The sequence below is a fragment of the Sedimenticola sp. genome (assembly GCF_050289425.1).
In the GTDB taxonomy this organism is placed as follows: Bacteria; Pseudomonadota; Gammaproteobacteria; order Chromatiales; family Chromatiaceae; genus Sedimenticola.
In genome coordinates this window covers 37,996-53,314 of sequence record NZ_JBNKFS010000009.1, presented here as the reverse complement: position 1 = coordinate 53,314, position 15,319 = coordinate 37,996, and the positions used below count along the sequence as shown (strand labels likewise).

The following is a 15,319-nucleotide window of genomic DNA, read 5'->3' as shown; positions in this document are numbered from 1 at the left end:
AACAGAGGACCACAGGCGCGATGGAAATCATGCTGTTGCTGCTGTTGCCCCTCGTTGTCTGGGCAATCATCATCTACAACAAACTGGTCAGGGATAAAAACCGGGTGCTGGCGGCCTGGAGCGACATCGACGTGCAGTTGAAACGGCGTCATGACCTGATCCCCAAACTGGTGGAGGCGGTGAAGGCCTACGCCGACTACGAACAATCCACCCAGAACCACATCACCCACCTGCGCAGCGCCGCCGCGGCCACCGCCACGCCGGGTGAACGGCAACGGCTGGAGAGCGATATCAGCGAGCAGGTCCGCTCCCTGCTGCTGATCGCCGAAGCCTATCCCGACCTCAAGGCCGGCGAACAATATCTGGATCTGCTGCGCCAGCTCAGCGATGTGGAAAACCATATCCAGTATGCGCGCCGCTATTACAACGGGGCGGTACGCAACCTGAATGTACGCATCGACTCTTTCCCCGACCTGCTAATCGCCCGCGGCTTACGCTTCCGGCCCGCCGCCTTTTTTGAGTTGGAAAGCGCCGTGGAAGTCGACCCTCCGGAGATACGCTAGTGCCGAGACTGATCTTTTGCCTGACACTGTTGCTGCCCCTGACCACTCCCGGGTTCGCCCAGGAACGCATACTCGACTACTTCAGCGATATCCAGGTTCAACACGACGGCAGCCTGGTGGTGGAAGAGCAGATCCAGGTGCGCGCCGAAGGCAATAAAATCAAACGCGGCATTTTTCGCGACTTTCCCACCGACTACAAAGACCGGCTGGGCAATCACTATAAGGTCGATTTTGAACTGTTGGAGGTGCGCCGTGACGGCCACACCGAACCCTTCCATACCGAAGCGCAAAGCAACGGCATCCGTATCTACGCCGGCAGCAAGAACGTCTTCCTGAAACCGGGAGAATATCGCTATACGCTGCGCTATCGCACCCATCGCCAACTGGGCTTTTTCGCCGACCACGACGAACTCTACTGGAATGTTACCGGCAACGGCTGGGACTTCCCTATCGAGCGGGCCGGTGCCCGGGTCACCCTGCCGCCGGACGTGCCGACCGATACCATACGGGTAGAAGGCTATACCGGTCCCAAAGGCGCACAGGGACAACAGTACAGCGCCCGGGTAGACAGTAACGGCGACGCCCTGTTCGAAACCACCGCGCCGCTGCCGATACACCACGGACTGACCCTGGTCACCAGTTGGCCAAAGGGACACGTCATCGAACCGGACACCCAACAACGCCTGACCTGGTTCCTCAACGATAACCGGGGCTTTCTGATCGCCGGTGGCGGCATCCTGTTGCTGCTGGCCTACTTCACGGCGATCTGGTACCGGGTGGGCCGGGATCCGGAGATGGGCGTCATCATCCCACTCTACACCCCACCCAAGGGTTACTCTCCCGCCGCCATGCGCTTCATCCAGCAGATGGGTTACGACCACCAAACCTTCGGCGCCGCCGTGGTCAACATGGCGGTTAACGGCTACCTCAAGATCAAAGAGGACAAAGCGGGCAAGTTCACCCTGGAAAAGACCGGCAAGATGCCCAGGCTGGCACCCGGCGAAGGAGCCATCGCCAGCGCCCTGTTCGGCAGCGGCAACCACAAGATCAAACTACACCACACCAATCACCAAAAAATGGCCAAGGCGCTGGAGGCACACAAAAGTTCGTTGAAGAGGGATTATGAAAAGACCTATTTCGTCACCAACAGCGGCTTTATCGTGCCGGGCCTGCTGATCACCCTGGCACTGCTCGGCGCCGGATTGTGGAATGTCGGATCCGAAGACAAGTTGATCATGGGCGGCTTCATGATGGTCTGGCTCTCAATCTGGAGTGTCGCCGTATTCAAGATGGCGGTGGGCATCTACCAATCCTGGCGCGATGCGCGCGGTAGCGGTGTCGGCAGCTACGCCAAGGCGATCGGCAGCAGTCTGTTTGCCCTGCCCTTCTTTGCCGGTGAGGCATTTGGTATCGGCATGCTCACCTTTGCCATCTCACTCCCCTTTACCCTGATGCTGCTGCTTGCTATCGCCATCAATGTGCTGTTTTACGAGTGGCTGAAGGCGCCGACCCTGGCCGGTCAGCAACTGTTGCAAAAGGTGGAGGGATTCAAACAGTATCTCAGCGTGGCCGAACAGGAGGAGCTGAACTTCAAGCATCCGCCGGACAAAACCCCGGAGCTGTTCGAAGCTTATCTCCCCTACGCCTTGGCGCTGGGGGTCGAACAGCCGTGGGCGGAGCGCTTCAGCCAGGTGCTGGCCGCCGCTGGAGAGGATGGTCGCACTTATCACCCAGCCTGGTATAGCGGTAGAAGTTGGAACAGCCATAACTTGACCGGCTTCAGCAGCGCCGTCGGCAGCGCCATGAGCTCGGCCATCTCATCCTCCTCCCACGCGCCGGGCTCGTCGTCCGGCAGCGGCGGCGGTGGCTCTTCCGGTGGTGGCGGAGGCGGTGGCGGCGGTGGCGGCTGGTAGCCAGTTGCTGGAACAGTGAGCAAATAGCCGCGAATGGACGCAAATATTATTGGTTCAACAACTATTGCGCTGGGCCAGGGTTAATAATCGCAATTCGATATGGCACAGCCTGGGAGGGTGGGCATGTTTTTTGTGCCCACGCGGATAACCACCGATAAAACGGACAACCACAGGGGTTGCCCCTTGCAATGCGAATGTTTTTAAACTGGATGGTAGGGGCAGACCCCCGTGTCTGCCCGGGGTTAATAACAAACCCGTTCGGATGAACACATTTCTATGCCCATGCGGATTCTGGTAGTCAGGTATGAGTCAAAAACGGAGAAGGAGCACCCATCGTGGAACAGATGATCTATCTCGGTTGCAGCGATAAAGACGTCGGCCTGCTGCCAAAAATGGCCAATCGACACGGACTGATTGCCGGCGCCACCGGTACCGGCAAAACCGTGACCTTGCAGGGCTTGGCCGAATCCTTCAGCCGACTCGGTGTGCCGGTATTCCTGGCCGATGTGAAGGGCGACCTCTCCGGGCTCAGCCAACCCGGCAAACCCCATCCGAAGGTCCAGGAAAGGCTCGACCGCATGCCGCTGGACGATTTCAGCTTCCGCGGCTTCCCGGTCACCTTCTGGGACATCTACGGCAAACAGGGTCACCCGGTGCGCACCACCATCTCAGAAATGGGACCGCTGCTGCTGGCGCGTCTGCTCAATCTTAACGATACCCAACAGGGCGTACTGGCGCTGGTATTCCGCGTCGCCGACGAGAACGGCTGGCTGCTGCTGGATATCAAAGACCTGCGCGCCATCCTGCAGTTCGTGGCGGAAAACGCCGCCGAATTCCGCACCCTTTACGGCAATGTCTCGGCCGCCAGTGTCGGCGCCATCCAGCGTCGCCTGATCAGCCTGGAGGACCAGGGCGGCACCCAACTGTTTGGCGAACCGGCCCTCAATCTGGCCGACCTGCTGCAGACCGACGAGAATGGGCTGGGCATCATCAACATCCTCGCCGCCGATCAGTTGATGAACGCGCCGCAACTCTACAGCACCTTCCTGTTTTGGCTGCTGTCAGAGCTGTTCGAACAGCTGCCCGAAGTGGGCGACCGGGAAAAACCGAAACTGGTGCTGTTCTTCGACGAGGCGCACTTGATGTTTGACGATGCGCCGGAAGCGCTACTGGACAAGATCGAACAGGTGGTGCGGCTGATCCGCTCCAAGGGGGTCGGTGTCTACTTCGTCACCCAGAACCCGCTGGACATCCCGGACACGGTGCTGGGTCAGCTCGGCAACCGCATCCAACACGCCCTGCGCGCCTACACGGCCAAGGACCAGAAGGCGCTACGCGCCGCCGCCCAAACCTTCCGCGACAACCCGGCACTGGATACCGAACAGGTAATCAGCGAACTGGGCCTGGGCGAAGCGCTGGTCTCCACCCTGGATGCCAAGGGACGCCCACAGATCGTCGAACGTACGTTGATCCGCCCACCGGAGAGCCAGATCGGTCCCATCGCAAAACCCCTGCGTCAAACCCTCATGGCGGGCTCACTGGTCGCCGGTATTTACGAACAAGCCGTAGACCGCCGCTCGGCACAGGAAATACTCACCGAACGTGCGGCCAAACAGGCTGAAGAGCAAAAAGCCGCCGAAGTGGAACAGGCGCGTCAGAAAGAGCTCGACAAGGCCCAGAAAAGCAGTGGCCGGGGACGCCAGACCGTCATGGAATCCTTCTTCAAAAGCGCCGCCAGAGCGGTGGGCAGCACCATCGGGCGACAGATTATTCGCGGGGTACTGGGATCAATTATGGGTGGGAAACGATAACGGGGAGCACAAGTGATTGTTGGATATGGCGGGCTGTAGGTTAGGGTAAGTAACGAACCCAACATAGGGGGCTGAACAGTGCCTCCTGATGTTGGGACTCGTGCCTCATCCCAACCTACGAACTGACCGGTATTCCGTTCACCACATTAGTAAAGTTTTCATGCAATTCCGTCATATTAAAAAATGGGCGCTCATGGGCCAGGGTGCGACCATAATAATGACGAGCATAAAGGAGTTTGGTACGATCATTATAGCTTTCCAGTTCCCACACCGCTTCCGCACATAACAGGCCATACGCCAAAGTGTCCGCCATTTGATGCAGAAAATCATCAGCCACAAGTTCCATCTTCTGCGGCTGCTTTTTAAGGGTACTCAGACGTCCTTTACAATTCATGATCTGACGCGATAAGCGTTGCGCATCCGCTTTCATGACGGCGGGCAAGGCGTGTTCGATATCTCTCAGTTTGGCAATAAAAACAGCGGCGCCGTCTTCACGCCCGGCTACCATCCGCATCAGTTCCAGCGCCTGTATCTGTTCCGGTCCTTCCCATACCGGAAGCACATGGGCGTCACGTAAAATACGTTCAATTGGAAAATCTTTCGTATAGGCATTGCCCCCGCCCAGAGCCAGCGCCTTCTCCGCACACCACACGGCCTGCTCCGCCGTTTTGAATTTGGCAAGTGCCGTCACCATCCGCATCCAGGTTTTGACGTTGTCATCCTGTGTTGCTTGGTCAAAACTGTGCGCCGCCTCGGACGCCAAGGCAAAACCCGCCATCGATTCGGTAGCTATTTCGAGGATGCGCTTCTGCACCATCGGCCGTTCAATCAGTTTTTTATCGAAAGTTTCCCGGTTTGACGTCCAGCAGAGAGTTTCATTGAGCGACCGTCGCATCACACCGGCCGCCGCCATGGCATTGTGGACACGCGAGCAACCCAGCGCCTCCATCATCACCCGCAAGCCGTTCGGTGGCAGGACAAGTTCCCGGGCAAGCGTGCCTTGCAATTCCGTTTCGCCCGTCGGCAATCCCTTGGTACCGAGCTTATCCTTCAGATAGCGGACATTGTAATGATTCGGGATTTCCCAGTCATCATCGATATGGCTGGGCACCAGATAAAGGCCAAGCCCCTTGCCGCCTTCTACCGCACCATCCGGCCGTGCTGTTGCAATCGTCAGAAAACTTTTAAAACCTATCGCGCTGGTAAACCATTTCAGCCCGTAAAGCCGGATCGTGCCATCCTCGGCTGTAATTGCCCGGGTTTCCGAAGCGCCGATATCGCTGCCGCTGTGCTTCTCGGTCGCCCATGTTCCACCGACCTTGGCCTGCCCGTCGGTACGTATGATTTCTTTCAGGAATTTATTCTTCACATCTTTTGCTGCGTAACGATGGATCACGTACGCCACCGGATGGGTCATCGCATAGGGACAGCCCGTGGATATATCGGACTGTGATACCAGGTATTGCGTTACAAAAGGCAGAATATGGGATTCACGGTTTCGGCTTTTAAAGCATTCGTAGATCGTGCCTTGGTGATAGAGCTCCTGCTGGCAATCTTCATAACGCCTATTTATGACAACCTTTCCACACCGCTCATCCGGCCGGATCGGGTCAACCAGCTCATTGTTCAATGTCGCCGGATAGTGTGCATCGCTTTCCTGGGCCTGCTCATCAAGCTCTCCCCCGGCAAACCGGCCCAACGCCTTTAAAACCGCTTTTTGTCGCTTTAATGTATGCGGAACCCGGCGTTCGAGAAAACGCAGCAGATTTTTATCGCCATTAAAGAAGTTCATGCCCCGTACAGAGGGTGGATAACGTTTTAATCCTTTGTCTGCCATAACCGCACCCTCCTGTCTTTATTCCTATCATCTTTATATCAAGACAAAGTGTGGCGGAAGCCCAAGATGCCTTATCTACTGCCTTCCCAATAAAAAGGAGATACTTATGGTTTTATAACGCCACATACCGAGTCACTCCATCTGTAATAAAATTTAGCATAGGCAAATGAGCCAAGATGATCCTAACTTTGCAGAGTTATGAAGAACCTCTGGCAGAATCCTGTTGGGGTTTACGGACCCACCCCACGTACGACTAGCTCCTTTACATAATCACATCAACAGATAATGATTTGACGAAACCAAGCAGATTTGGAGGTTTACCCAAAATGTCAAAAACAGCCACTTCCGAAACAGACGACAACAGGGAGCAGGAAGATTCATGGTCACTGTTCATCACCATTCTTCTGATTATCAGCATTGCCCTGTCGGCCCTGTTCATTTTAAGCATTGTGGTCTCTATTTTTATATCGGTGAGCACTGTAGGCTGGTGGCCTTTGGTAAAAGGCTGGACGGCAAATCCCGCCATTAAATGGATGATTGCTTTATCGTTTCTATCCTTCGGCGTTGTCCTGTTTCAAATCAAGTCAAACTATCCAAGAGTTTTTATGATCCTGGAGACGATATTTGCCATCACGTTGGCCTGGGTCGCTTTGGGAGAATCGGATGCGAACCGATTGACGGTAAGTTTGGCAATCTTGGCTACCGCCTTTGCCACAGCCGACATATTCAAGGGGCTAAAGTCGAGTGGTGAGACGAAAACAAAAAAAGATCCTTTTGAACCCCGCTTTGGTTTTGACCTCAACAGCATCCGCGTGTATCAAGGGGAAAAGCTTGTTTGTACCATTCCAAAGGGCATTGCCGGCGCCGCCTACAAAATTGACCTGGAAAAACTTGAGCAGCGCATCAAAGACCTCGAAGACAGGACGGGGTAAAAGGTCCAGGATAGAATACCCGGCCCAATAAAGGTTCCACATAAGGAATAACCAACCGCCAGATGAAATGCCTGATTGTAAAAGCCCACCCACTCCCTGAAAGCTTGTGTAGCACGCTCACTCAACAAGCGACGGCTGTGCTGCAAGACAAGGGCCATACGGTGGAGTTAGAAGATTTATATGCACAGCATTTTGACGGCGCCCTAACGGAAGCGGAACGGCACAGCTATTATTCGGGGCCCTACTCTTCACAGCAAGTGGCATCACAGATCAAGCGGCTGCTTGAAGCGGAAGCTGTCGTACTGGTATTTCCCACCTGGTGGTTCAGCTTTCCGGCCATTCTCAAAGGGTGGTTTGATCGGGTATGGGCGCCAGGTATCGCTTATGACCATGCCGATGAATACGGTCCCATCAAGCCCCGACTGACCCAGTTGCGTCATATATTGGCGATCACTTCCCTCGGCTCACCCTGGTGGGTGGACCGGCTGGTTTTACGACAACCGGTTAAGCGGGTACTCAAAACCGCTATTGTCGGTACCTGCGCGCCCCAATGTCGATTCGAGATGGTTTCGTTATACAGAAGCGAGCAGCTATCCAGTGGGCAGGTTGAGCAATTTTCCGCCAGCGTATCCGGGTTACTTCAGCGCTGGCCGGTCTGATCTGTACCACCCTATCCCAGTTAAATCGGCGATATACCTTCTGAATCGCCGCAAAACAGCCGTTTATCAATCACTTTTATTCCGAGCGGGTTACCGCGTATTAATATTCCTAACCATCCCTATTCCTGATATAAGAAGGCATTCCCATCATTAGAGAATGACACATTCCGGCTGGACAAAGATGATTCACGTTTTTCTAGTAAACAGTTTAGTCGTTATACTTTCCGTCATCGTCCATTACGAACTGCTTTTTCGCCTGACCTTGTACGTACCCAAAATGCGGGTCAAGCATCGTTACCGCATCGTGTTCGGTGTTTTTGGCGCCTTGATCGCCCACGCCATAGAAATCTGGATTTTTGCCATCTCCTATTTTTACATGAACCACCTGGATGATTGGGGGAGTCTAACCGGAAACTTTGACGGCAGTTTGATGGATTGCGGCTATTTTTCCTTTACCGTGTTCACCACCCTGGGGTTTGGCGATATCCAACCGATTGGTCATTTGCGCTATTTAACCGGCGTGGAATCCTTGACCGGCCTGGTGCTGATTACCTGGACCGCCTCCTTTTTGTATTATGAAATGCAGCGGCACTGGGGTAGCCGATAGCAAAACCGAGCCCATATCATCTGCCCATCCATCACCTCATGAACTGGATAGAACAGGCAAAACGCCTATTTGACATTGAAAAGCCGGAGCATTTCACAAACTTCACGCATTGTGATGAGTGTCTTGAACACGACCAGACGCTGCTGGGGTCAACCGTGGATGATATCGGTCTGGATGAATTGGGAAACCCCGGTTGGGATCCTATCTGCTTCTGCAGTGAGGCGGGCAAGCAGTATTATATGCCCGCATTTATCCGGCTCAGCCTCAGTTCTGTAAACGACGAGTTTTATTTCTGTCAATTGCTCATCCATCTGGAATACGACGGAGAAAACAATCGCCTCTTACAAAGCTGTTCAAAGGAACAACAACAGTTCATTGCTGATTTTATAGCCGAGATGATCGATCTCTATCCACAGCAACTGGAATCCAACGGCTGCGCGGATGACGCCCTGCGCGTGCACCAACTCTGGTCTCCCACCGCCTGATCGCGACACGGCGTGTCTGGTAAAAACTCGCGTACCCAGACCAATGCCGCTCAGTATAGCGAATGAAGCCGGTGATTAATGGCCGCGCTAGAACGCCTTCAATCAGCCCGGCAGCCGATTGCTCCCTCTTCCGAAGGAGAGGGTTAGGAACGGATTAGGGGAATATCAATTGTCGGTGCTGGTCAGACGGTTGCGCAACTGGCCGAGCTTATCGATCTCAACGATCACTTCATCACCAGGTTTAAGCCAAACCTTGTTTTCCATCCCCAGGATCACGCCTTCCGGCGTACCGGTAACGATGATGTCGCCCGGCTCCAAGGTAGCGTAACAGGAGATGTAACTGATCAGCTCGGCCACGGAGAAGATCATATCGGAGGTGTTGGAGTCCTGACGCAGCTCGCCATTGACCCAGCAACGGATACCCAGGTTTTGCGGGTCACCAACTTCATCGGCGGTGACCAGATAAGGCCCGACCGGCAGGAAGCCATCCAGCATTTTGCCGATGGTCCACTGGCCGGCGCTCATCTGCAGCTCGCGCTCGCTGAGGTCGTTGGCCACACAGTATCCGAATACGCAGTCGAGCGCCTCTTCGGTGCTGACCCGTTTGACCTGTTTGCCAATCACCACGGCCAGTTCGGATTCATAGTCATACTGGTAGCGGGTGGTCGGCAGATTGATGCTGTCGTAGGCCGAAGCCAGGCAGTTGTTGTACTTGGCAAACAGGATTGGCGCTGTCGGCTCGGACATATTGGCTTCGCGTGCGTGGCGGCGGTAGTTGAGCCCGATGCAGATGATCTTGTTGGCCACCGGCAGACAGGGGCCCAGATCCAGGTCATCCTCATTGAAAAACAGATCATCGTGACCAGTCGCCCGTTCCAGTAAATCACGCAATCCGGGAAGCCGGTCGCAGGAAGGTTCGAACGGCTGGCTGTCACCGCCCAGCTCTTCCTGGGCGGCGGAAATATCCAGCACACCGTCAGCGGTGCTCAACCCCCAGTGTGTGCCCGCGCCGCTGCGAAAGGTTAATAGCCGCATCTGCTTACTCCCGGTTACTTTATTGGCTGCACCCCGTTTACCCATAGGGAAGCGCAGCGTTGGTCATTCTATGCCAGCGCCGCCGGGAGTAAAAGTAAATCGGTTCGGAGCATACAGCAAAGGAGAGGAAACACCCTGTCACGAGTCATCCACATCCCGAATACCAGGTGAATTTTCTTGCCTATCCCCGGGTAGCGCTCCTATCTGAGTTCATCCACAATGACATCATGGCAAACAGAGAGCTGAAAGCGCAGATCATTGATACCCATCATGCCTATACAGGCTTTTTTGAACTTCAGTGTCTAACCCTAAAACATGACCGCTTCGACGGCGGCAGCTGCGGTCCACTGGTGCGCGAAGTCCTGCATCGCAGCGATGTGGCGGCCGCCCTGCTCTACGACCCGATAGCCGACAAGGTCGTGCTGGTGGAACAGTACCGGGCCGGCGCGCACGTTGCCGGCATTTCTCCCTGGCTGGTGGACATTGTGGCCGGTCGCATCGAGGCCGGACAGTCGCCGCTGGAGACGATAACGCGGGAAATCGCCGAGGAGTCAGGGTTGACGCCGAAATCGATCGAACCGATCGGCACCTATCTGACCGCCCCCCATCTATCCAGCGAACAGGTACATCTCTACTGTGCCACCGTGGATGCCGAAGCCGTCGACGGGCTCCACGGTCTGGCCCATGAAGACGAGGATATCCGACCGCGGGTACTGACCCGCGCGGAGGCACTGGCGTTGCCAAAAACGCAACCGCTCTCCCTGTGGGCAGGGTTGGCGCTCAGTTGGCTGGACAAGTCGCCACGCTGATTGACCGGAGTCCGGGAGGCCATTCGGGCAAGCACAGTGAGTTGTCCCTACGGGATCATCGTTGAGTGAAAACATCCGTATGAACGGGCCCCTGTGTCGGCCCTGAACCGACACCGATCGCCATCTACGCCGAATTTTCGAGTCGGCTCTTGCGCTGCTTCCGTTGCTGCAGATGATGCGCCGCCAGACCGATCAGCAACCCCCAGAAGGCACTACCGATGCCAAGCAGGGTCATGCCGGAGGCGGTGGTCAGAAATGTCAGCAGAGCCGCTTCCCGCTCATCGGACTCGGTTAACGACTGCGCCAGGCTATTGCCGATGGTACCCAACAGAGCCAGTCCGGCGATAGCCATGATCAACTCCGACGGAAACGCGGCGAACAGTGCCGCCACGGTGGCACCGAACAGCCCGATAAGCAGATAAAAAACACCCGCCCAGATGGCTGCCAGATAGCGTTTTTTCGGATCTCGATCCGCCTCTTCACCCATGCAGGTCGCCGCGGTGATCGCCGCCAGATTAAAGGCAAATCCACCGAAAGGCGCCAGCAGTATGCCGGTCAATCCGGTCAAGCTGATCAGGGGCGACGCCGGAGTTTGGTAACCGTTGGCGCGCAACACCGCAATGCCCGGCACGTTCTGCGAAGCCATGGTGACAATAAACAGCGGGAGCCCGACACCCATCAGGGCCGATAGGGAAAATTCCGGCGTCACCCAGACCGGCCGGGAGAGCTCCCAGGTCAAACTATCAAGCTGCAATGATCCCTGGGCATAAGCCACCCCCAGCCCCAGTAGCAAGGCCAGGGGGACCACATAACGGGGCCAGGTATGCCGGACAAACAGATACACCAACAGCATCGCCCCAACCAGCAGAAAACGGGACTCCAGCACCACAAACAGATTCATGCCGAACTGCAGCAGCACCCCGGCCAACATGGCCGAGGCGAGTGAGCGAGGCACATAGCGCATCATGAGCTGAAACCAGCCGGTGATGCCGCACAGGGTGATCAGGAGAGAGGAAAACAGAAAGATCCCGACGGCTTGATTCAGCGAAAAGCCGGAGAGCCCACTCACCAGCAGGGCGGCGCCGGGCGTCGACCAGGCGGTGAGAACCGGCGTCCGGTAGTAGAGCGACAGGCCGATGGTGGTGAAGCTCATACCCAGCCCCAGCGCCCAGAGCCAGGAGCTGATCTCGGCCGGCGTGGCACCCGCGCTGCTGGCCGCCTGGAAGATAATGACCGCGGAACTGCTGAAGCCCACCAGCACCGCGATAAAGCCGGTGGTCAGATGGGTGAGGGTGAAAAAAGATTTCAGCATCGGCTTATCCTCGCACCCACCAACTAGGGTGGCATTTCAGTCAGGCAAGATGTGCGCTATAACGCACGTCCTGGACGACCATACCACTTGTACGTTATAACGCACAAGAGAAAACACCACCGATAAAAAGAAAGAACACCTGGGAACCCATGCAGGAACCAAACCGCTATCTCGCACAGACACTGAAGCAGCTTCGCCAGGATCGCGGTTGGAGTCTCGATCGCGCCGCCAAGGAAACCGGAGTGAGTAAAGCGATGCTTGGGCAGATCGAGCGGGGTGAATCGAGTCCGACGGTAGCCACCCTGTGGAAAATAGCCAGTGGCTTCCACACGCCGCTATCGACCTTTATCGAACCGACGCCAAAAGAAGCGTCCGCCACCGTCATTCGGGTGGCGGCTAATTTGCGCCAACAGCCGGCCAGTGACGGCATGCTGGTAGCCACCCTTTTCCCCTATGAAGCGCGCTTTGGCTTTGAACTGTATGAGCTGACCCTGTTACCCGGCTACGAACGCCTCTCTGCGCCTCATGACGCAGGAGTTACCGAACATGTGGTCGTGGTGGAGGGCGAAATGGAGTTGCTGATCAATGGCGAATGGGTAGCCTTGACGCCCGGCAAGGCGGTGCGCTTTGCCGCCGACCAACCCCACGGCTATCGCAACCGCTCACAAGCACCGGTGCTGTTTCATAACCTGATTCATTACGACCAGGTTTCGTGATGAGCAGGAATCGCCGTATGGCGTCCCCCTCCGTCAGCGCTTCCTTGGCTTATCGTAAGCTTATTAAGGCCTTTTCTGCGCGATACGCGTATCAAATTTTTCTTTATTGATAATGAAGCGTTCATGCTCCCCACGGGATATCAAGTCCACACCGTCGTGAGCTTCCACGGTAAACGACAGCTTTTTTCCCTCTACCTTTTCCAAGCGCACCTTGGCGGTCACTTCCAGGCCCGGCGGGGTCGCCGCCTCGTGACTGACATTGATGTGGGTGCCGACGGTCTGCTCCTGCGGCCAGTCCAGGTGCGGATTAATCGCCTTGATGCAGGCCCACTCCAGGAAGCCTACCAGATAACCGGTGGCAAACACCTCCGGCATGGCCAGAAACTCCTCCGACTCCGGATACAGGGAAGGCACCGTCTTGGTCTGTGGAATAACAAATTTATGTTCGTAGACAATGCCCGGTTTTAGCGTCTCTTTCATGGGTTTTCTTTCTCTCGTTATCGGTAAGTGTGGGGAACCTCATCTGCACATTTCTGAACAACTGTTCTAGTAATGTTCCACCCACATCGTAAAAAATATAACCATTTTTAATGGAAACACCGGCCATGTATGTGTAAATGAAGCGCATAACGCTGCAAATCACGGGTGACAAAAGGCAGTACAACGAAGGTGGCGGTGCTTTTTTACATCCAGGCGAATTGGTCTTAATACATCATTCATTCAGCCAAGTAATAGCATCGCTATAACTATTGAAGTATTTAACTTCACCGCTTAAAAACCACTCTCCAATTTTTGCGGCTAACTTTTGCCAATCCTTATTGCCGTAAATGGCAATTTTTTCAAACTCATTACCGTGCTTTAATCCAAGCTTGAAATCATCCCATGCGGCTCTTGGCTCCCACCCCTCTAATTCTGTTCCGTCTATCAGTGCTTTTATTTTCGGTTCTTTCACTTCCGCCAGTGCTGAGTCGATCATAGGCGTCATTGTTTCATAGTCGTTATGAGTTAGCCTTCCTTGAGCCTTTAAGGTCAAGTAAAAGCGATCAGCAATCCTCGCTATACCGATGGACAAACCATGACGTTCATAGCCCATTGTGCTTTCCTCTTGATATACCCAAAGCAATAAGCCCGTTATTAATCGACCACAAACAGTTTGGCGCCTGAAGCCGTGTATGAACGATGTGCTTCAGCATTATCAGCCACTTGATAGCTCATGCCCGGTGTGAGTACAAATTCGCGGCCATCTTCCAGTTGGGTATGCAACTCACCTTCCAGGCAAAACAGGATATGGCCTTTACTGCACCAATGGTCGGCCAGATAACCGGCGGTATATTCGACCATCCGCACACGGATATCGCCAAAGTGTCGGGTTTGCCAATACGCCACACCACGTTCACCCGTATGCTCTGTTCGTTCTATCTCAGACCAGTTTGTTGTACCGAACGGTAAGTCAGTTATTTGCATTCTCGATCCCCATTCGGCTTCACGGAGCCACTAATTCCCGTAGCGCAGCGTGCATCACATTCAACAAGACGACGCTATCAGTCGGGCCTGACGGCCATGCGCCCGCTGCCCAGGAAGACGATCGCCAGCGCACCGAACAGATACAGACCCTGCAACTCAAGTTGCCAACCGCCTTGTTTCGTTAGCATCAACAATTGACCGCTGTGCACCAGCAGGATCGCGACCAACATGTTGCCGGCCATGAGCAGACCGGCCAGACGCGTCTGCCAGCCGATAATTGCCATCACGGGGGCAACCACCTCACCGATAAGCACGCCATAGGCCAGGAACGATGGCATGCCGTATCCGGCAATCATGTCGCCGATCCAGCTCAGTGAACCCGGGTTTATCAGCTTGGCAACACCATGAAACAACATCAGACCCGCCACGGACAGACGCAGGATTAATTTACCGAGGGAACTGTTATTCATCGATTGACTCCTTGGTGAGGATAAAACCTCTGACATCCATTGTTCAATTTTGATCGCCACCTTATTTCATTCAGGCTGGGATCTGTTATGCAGATAAATTTGTGCAGAAAATGAACTACCCTGCAGATGGCTGGAAAATCGGCAACCAACATAAGGCAAGGCCCGTTGGCGTTGCCCCTCTTACGCCCCAATCCTCAACGTAAGATTTCATCCCCGTAAACCAGTAACTCCCGTTGGTGCCGTTCCCGATCCGGATCTTCCAGCGTCGGCACCGCTTCCAATTGTGCAATATATTCGCTGGGCAGATTGTGCTCGTAAGCACCCTGCAACACATGAATTTTATACCAACGGAAAGGCATGGCCGAGGCGTCAATCAGCGTGGCCCGGTAAGTGAATGCTTGCACATACTTACCCGTATCGAGGACCGGACGGATTTCCACCGCTTCGTAGCCGACACCGACCCCTTCATACCGATCCAGTAACGGACGTTCCTGTGCCGCCATTGAATAGACCACACCTATTACTTCATGGCTGGCGTCTCCGGTATGGGCCGCATCACATTTTCCCGAACCATCACGCCCCTGTTTATGCCAGCACAACTTGTGATTCTGTAGCCTTGCCATTGAGACCGGCCGTGCCGAGCTGAGTCGTTGTCGCAACCGCCGACTGGACAGGTTTGAGCCGTAGGCAAAGTAGTACATGATGG

General features: G+C 55.0%; 17 protein-coding genes. 9 read left to right on the top strand and 8 right to left on the bottom strand.

Features of this window, described 5'->3' with window-relative positions; genetic code table 11:
* Window positions 1-20 precede the first annotated feature (20 nt).
* The 3 genes from ACQY5R_RS08115 to ACQY5R_RS08105 all read left to right on the top strand — a co-directional run bounded on the left by ACQY5R_RS08115 (window position 21) and on the right by ACQY5R_RS08105 (window position 4,287).
* Window positions 21-563 carry a LemA family protein gene (locus tag ACQY5R_RS08115; protein WP_428606775.1) on the top strand — a complete coding sequence of 181 codons (543 nt, stop codon included), beginning with the start codon at window positions 21-23 and terminating at the stop codon, window positions 561-563.
* The gene (locus ACQY5R_RS08110) at window positions 563-2,476 is read left to right on the top strand and encodes a DUF2207 domain-containing protein (RefSeq protein ID WP_428606773.1); all 1,914 of its coding nucleotides are present in this window, start codon (window positions 563-565) and stop codon (window positions 2,474-2,476) included. The genes ACQY5R_RS08115 and ACQY5R_RS08110 overlap by 1 nt, the downstream gene beginning before the upstream one ends.
* 335 nt (window positions 2,477-2,811) lie before the next feature.
* A complete protein-coding gene (locus tag ACQY5R_RS08105) occupies window positions 2,812-4,287 on the top strand; it encodes a helicase HerA-like domain-containing protein (protein WP_428606770.1) in 1,476 nt (491 codons plus the stop codon).
* A gap of 115 nt (window positions 4,288-4,402) precedes the next feature.
* Here ACQY5R_RS08105 and ACQY5R_RS08100 read toward each other — a convergent pair whose 3' ends face one another.
* Window positions 4,403-6,124: an acyl-CoA dehydrogenase family protein gene (locus ACQY5R_RS08100; protein WP_428606767.1), complete on the bottom strand. Its 1,722-nt coding sequence runs from the start codon at window positions 6,122-6,124 to the stop codon at window positions 4,403-4,405.
* 326 nt (window positions 6,125-6,450) lie between these two features.
* Between ACQY5R_RS08100 and ACQY5R_RS08095 the strand changes: the two genes are divergently transcribed.
* The 4 genes from ACQY5R_RS08095 (at window position 6,451) to ACQY5R_RS08080 (ending at window position 8,807) form a co-directional block, all read left to right on the top strand.
* Entirely contained in the window at window positions 6,451-7,056 is a 606-nt protein-coding gene (locus tag ACQY5R_RS08095) for a hypothetical protein (protein WP_428606765.1), read from the top strand.
* 62 nt (window positions 7,057-7,118) lie between these two features.
* Window positions 7,119-7,715 carry an NAD(P)H-dependent oxidoreductase gene (locus ACQY5R_RS08090; protein WP_428606763.1) on the top strand — a complete coding sequence of 199 codons (597 nt, stop codon included), beginning with the start codon at window positions 7,119-7,121 and terminating at the stop codon, window positions 7,713-7,715.
* Between the two features lie 181 nt (window positions 7,716-7,896).
* Window positions 7,897-8,322: an ion channel gene (locus tag ACQY5R_RS08085; protein ID WP_428606760.1), complete on the top strand. Its 426-nt coding sequence runs from the start codon at window positions 7,897-7,899 to the stop codon at window positions 8,320-8,322.
* A 38-nt stretch (window positions 8,323-8,360) separates the two neighbouring features.
* Window positions 8,361-8,807, top strand: coding sequence for a hypothetical protein (locus ACQY5R_RS08080; RefSeq protein ID WP_428606758.1), 447 nt, complete (start codon window positions 8,361-8,363; stop codon window positions 8,805-8,807).
* Window positions 8,808-8,972: 165 nt separating this feature from the next.
* Here the strand turns inward: ACQY5R_RS08080 and ACQY5R_RS08075 are convergent, their stop codons facing one another.
* Window positions 8,973-9,842 carry a fumarylacetoacetate hydrolase family protein gene (locus ACQY5R_RS08075; RefSeq protein WP_428606756.1) on the bottom strand — a complete coding sequence of 290 codons (870 nt, stop codon included), beginning with the start codon at window positions 9,840-9,842 and terminating at the stop codon, window positions 8,973-8,975.
* Window positions 9,843-10,009: 167 nt separating this feature from the next.
* Between ACQY5R_RS08075 and ACQY5R_RS08070 the strand changes: the two genes are divergently transcribed.
* Window positions 10,010-10,651: an NUDIX domain-containing protein gene (locus ACQY5R_RS08070; RefSeq protein WP_428606754.1), complete on the top strand. Its 642-nt coding sequence runs from the start codon at window positions 10,010-10,012 to the stop codon at window positions 10,649-10,651.
* A 124-nt stretch (window positions 10,652-10,775) separates the two neighbouring features.
* Here ACQY5R_RS08070 and ACQY5R_RS08065 read toward each other — a convergent pair whose 3' ends face one another.
* Window positions 10,776-11,963 (bottom strand): benzoate/H(+) symporter BenE family transporter, encoded by a 1,188-nt coding sequence (locus tag ACQY5R_RS08065; RefSeq protein ID WP_428606751.1) that lies wholly within the window; start codon window positions 11,961-11,963, stop codon window positions 10,776-10,778.
* 149 nt (window positions 11,964-12,112) lie between these two features.
* On the opposite strand from ACQY5R_RS08065, the gene ACQY5R_RS08060 reads away from it, so the two are divergent.
* Window positions 12,113-12,679, top strand: coding sequence for a helix-turn-helix domain-containing protein (locus tag ACQY5R_RS08060; RefSeq protein ID WP_428606749.1), 567 nt, complete (start codon window positions 12,113-12,115; stop codon window positions 12,677-12,679).
* A 63-nt stretch (window positions 12,680-12,742) separates the two neighbouring features.
* On the opposite strand, the gene ACQY5R_RS08055 is transcribed toward ACQY5R_RS08060, so the two are convergent.
* From ACQY5R_RS08055 to ACQY5R_RS08035, 5 genes are all read right to left on the bottom strand, one after another.
* Complete coding sequence (locus ACQY5R_RS08055; protein ID WP_428606746.1) at window positions 12,743-13,159, bottom strand: thioesterase family protein; 417 nt, start codon at window positions 13,157-13,159, stop codon at window positions 12,743-12,745.
* Between the two features lie 232 nt (window positions 13,160-13,391).
* A complete protein-coding gene (locus ACQY5R_RS08050; protein WP_428606743.1) occupies window positions 13,392-13,772 on the bottom strand; it encodes an STAS/SEC14 domain-containing protein in 381 nt (126 codons plus the stop codon).
* Window positions 13,773-13,813: 41 nt separating this feature from the next.
* Entirely contained in the window at window positions 13,814-14,143 is a 330-nt protein-coding gene (locus ACQY5R_RS08045; protein WP_428606741.1) for a DHCW motif cupin fold protein, read from the bottom strand.
* A gap of 77 nt (window positions 14,144-14,220) precedes the next feature.
* Window positions 14,221-14,613 (bottom strand): DoxX family protein, encoded by a 393-nt coding sequence (locus tag ACQY5R_RS08040; RefSeq protein WP_428606738.1) that lies wholly within the window; start codon window positions 14,611-14,613, stop codon window positions 14,221-14,223.
* Window positions 14,614-14,807: 194 nt separating this feature from the next.
* A complete protein-coding gene (locus ACQY5R_RS08035) occupies window positions 14,808-15,314 on the bottom strand; it encodes a gamma-glutamylcyclotransferase family protein (protein ID WP_428606735.1) in 507 nt (168 codons plus the stop codon).
* Window positions 15,315-15,319 lie beyond the last annotated feature (5 nt).

What these genes read in the sequence shown, in the direction of transcription:
- ACQY5R_RS08115 (WP_428606775.1), top strand. Translation starts at nt 21, where the DNA reads ATGGAAATCATGCTGTTGCTGCTGTTGCCCCTCGTTGTCTGGGCAATC.
- ACQY5R_RS08100 (WP_428606767.1), bottom strand. Translation starts at nt 6,124, where the DNA reads ATGGCAGACAAAGGATTAAAACGTTATCCACCCTCTGTACGGGGCATG.
- ACQY5R_RS08095 (WP_428606765.1), top strand. Translation starts at nt 6,451, where the DNA reads ATGTCAAAAACAGCCACTTCCGAAACAGACGACAACAGGGAGCAGGAA.
- ACQY5R_RS08090 (WP_428606763.1), top strand. Translation starts at nt 7,119, where the DNA reads ATGAAATGCCTGATTGTAAAAGCCCACCCACTCCCTGAAAGCTTGTGT.
- ACQY5R_RS08085 (WP_428606760.1), top strand. Translation starts at nt 7,897, where the DNA reads ATGATTCACGTTTTTCTAGTAAACAGTTTAGTCGTTATACTTTCCGTC.
- ACQY5R_RS08080 (WP_428606758.1), top strand. Translation starts at nt 8,361, where the DNA reads ATGAACTGGATAGAACAGGCAAAACGCCTATTTGACATTGAAAAGCCG.
- ACQY5R_RS08075 (WP_428606756.1), bottom strand. Translation starts at nt 9,842, where the DNA reads ATGCGGCTATTAACCTTTCGCAGCGGCGCGGGCACACACTGGGGGTTG.
- ACQY5R_RS08065 (WP_428606751.1), bottom strand. Translation starts at nt 11,963, where the DNA reads ATGCTGAAATCTTTTTTCACCCTCACCCATCTGACCACCGGCTTTATC.
- ACQY5R_RS08060 (WP_428606749.1), top strand. Translation starts at nt 12,113, where the DNA reads ATGCAGGAACCAAACCGCTATCTCGCACAGACACTGAAGCAGCTTCGC.
- ACQY5R_RS08055 (WP_428606746.1), bottom strand. Translation starts at nt 13,159, where the DNA reads ATGAAAGAGACGCTAAAACCGGGCATTGTCTACGAACATAAATTTGTT.
- ACQY5R_RS08050 (WP_428606743.1), bottom strand. Translation starts at nt 13,772, where the DNA reads ATGGGCTATGAACGTCATGGTTTGTCCATCGGTATAGCGAGGATTGCT.
- ACQY5R_RS08045 (WP_428606741.1), bottom strand. Translation starts at nt 14,143, where the DNA reads ATGCAAATAACTGACTTACCGTTCGGTACAACAAACTGGTCTGAGATA.
- ACQY5R_RS08040 (WP_428606738.1), bottom strand. Translation starts at nt 14,613, where the DNA reads ATGAATAACAGTTCCCTCGGTAAATTAATCCTGCGTCTGTCCGTGGCG.
- ACQY5R_RS08035 (WP_428606735.1), bottom strand. Translation starts at nt 15,314, where the DNA reads ATGTACTACTTTGCCTACGGCTCAAACCTGTCCAGTCGGCGGTTGCGA.